Below are 1,846 nucleotides of genomic sequence, written 5' to 3' on the forward strand. Positions count from 1 at the left end.
GCAGAGATATATTCCAAGGAATAGAGGAAAACACCTCAGGCAATGCTTCTTTAGTTATCTTTTCTATTAGTTCTTCATTGTTTAATAATTCTTTGTTACTCATATTATTTCTTTCTATTTTAAAAAGTTTCTGTAATTCCTGAGTTATGCGAAAAGAGGTATCTGGGTATACCATTTGCCAATTATCTCCTCCGTATTCAGAAAAACAAAATCCTTTGCTTGTCCATGCAAAGAGAACTTCTTGTCCACCTTCCAACCTATAGAAGTCGCCTACTACTCTTCTGTTATAGCAAACTTTCCACGGATGTGTTCCCGTAGCTGAACATTCTATCATCTTACTATTCTTAGGAGATATGCGATAGAATTCCTCCCAGCAATATATCAAATTTGGCATAAGTTTATAAATCTTTAATTTATTTGGTTGCAAAGTTATATACTGGATATGCCAAAACGCAGCATACCTTTAGAAAAGTAGTCATATTGTAGTTTCTGTATATCCTATATTGTAACTACTCGTTAATCCTTTCTCTTTCACCGTTTTACCTTTAATGTAGTTATGTAGTAAGATATAACTGTGAAAGAAAAAAGGATATAATCAGTAGTATATATAACTGCCACTCAGCAACCCTGTACGCCACTTGTATCAACAATAATAGGAATGAATGTTGGCGCAGGGGATCGCAGCGTTTGACAGAGATATTTCCTAAACATACCTGCCTCTACGCTGTCAAGATGAAATGAAAGGGCGATGATAATGGGTAAGGGGCAAAGTGGTGCATAACTCTCCACGCTATCCCCCTGCTTACTTACGCTACTGATGGCATTAGCTGTTTCTATCTCATAAGGCTTCAAACACATAGTCTGTTTTATAAGCCTGACCTTATGATTAATTTTCTGCCAACTAACTCCGAAAAACTTCGCCAGTTCGCCCTCCGTCATAACAACCTCTCCCTTGCCTTGACGAATAACACGCATACCATCGCTCCACTCAAAAAAGCTACGTTCGATAGCTTTTCTTATATTGTCATCGGACTGATTACACTCTGCCTTTCTCTGGTCGTCCTTTTCATTATGTTTTGCTTTCATATTCACACCTCTTTCATTGATTATCTGTTATCATTTTGTGATGCCCGAAAGTTCATTTTCCCCTCTGACCTTACACCACTGTTTTATATGCTTCCTTTTCCATTATCTCATTAGTACACTTATGCTTGGCAATGAGCCTGTCCATATCTTCCGAAATCTTGCAGTCCGTCACCTGTGCATAAATCTGCGTACTTGCAATTGATGCGTGTCCCATCATCTTGGCTATGCTCTCGATAGGAACACCTGCGCTTAGGCACATCGTGCCGAAGGTATGTCTTCCCATGTGATAGGACAAGCGTTGCTTGATACTACAAGCCTTGCCTACGATGCTTAGCTTCGCTGCTAACACATTTCTGCTACAACAAGGTTGAAAGATAAGACGATTATCCACATCCGTGTTACAGCCTTCTTCTTTCACTGCTTGTAGCTTTCTTTGTTGCTCGATAATCGTCTTGGCAATAGGGATGTAACGGCACAATGAACTCCACCTTAGTCTTCTGACGTTCCTTTCTTATATACATTTGTCCGTCCGCTGCGCTCTTAATATGCCCAAACTTCAAGCCTTCCATATCCGCAATGGCATAAACCTGTAAAACAAGAATACACGAACATCTGTCTGGCAAGCTCGGCATCACTATCACATATCTTCATAGCCATCAGTTTTTTCACATCACTCTTACTAAGAAAGCGGATAGCCTTTTCTACTTTTTCGTATTCCGCATGTTCAAATGGGTTATAGCGAACAATACGCTGGCTTACC

At 39.7% G+C, this 1,846-nt stretch carries 2 protein-coding genes and 1 pseudogene; all 3 read right to left on the bottom strand.

The genetic code is table 11. The features are described 5' to 3' along the window. Nucleotides 1-394 (bottom strand): hypothetical protein (locus HMPREF9018_RS02545; RefSeq protein ID WP_008447538.1); only part of this gene is annotated, 394 nt, incomplete at its 3' end. Nucleotides 395-618: 224 nt separating this feature from the next. Beyond that, nucleotides 619-1,086 carry a hypothetical protein gene (locus HMPREF9018_RS02550; protein WP_008447540.1) on the bottom strand — a complete coding sequence of 156 codons (468 nt, stop codon included), beginning with the start codon at nucleotides 1,084-1,086 and terminating at the stop codon, nucleotides 619-621. A 70-nt stretch (nucleotides 1,087-1,156) separates the two neighbouring features. Then, a pseudogene (locus tag HMPREF9018_RS02555) lies at nucleotides 1,157-1,846 on the bottom strand (site-specific integrase); the annotation flags it as partial.

Origin of the sequence: Prevotella amnii CRIS 21A-A, assembly GCF_000177355.1 — a bacterium.
GTDB classification, from domain to species: domain Bacteria; phylum Bacteroidota; class Bacteroidia; order Bacteroidales; family Bacteroidaceae; genus Prevotella; species Prevotella amnii.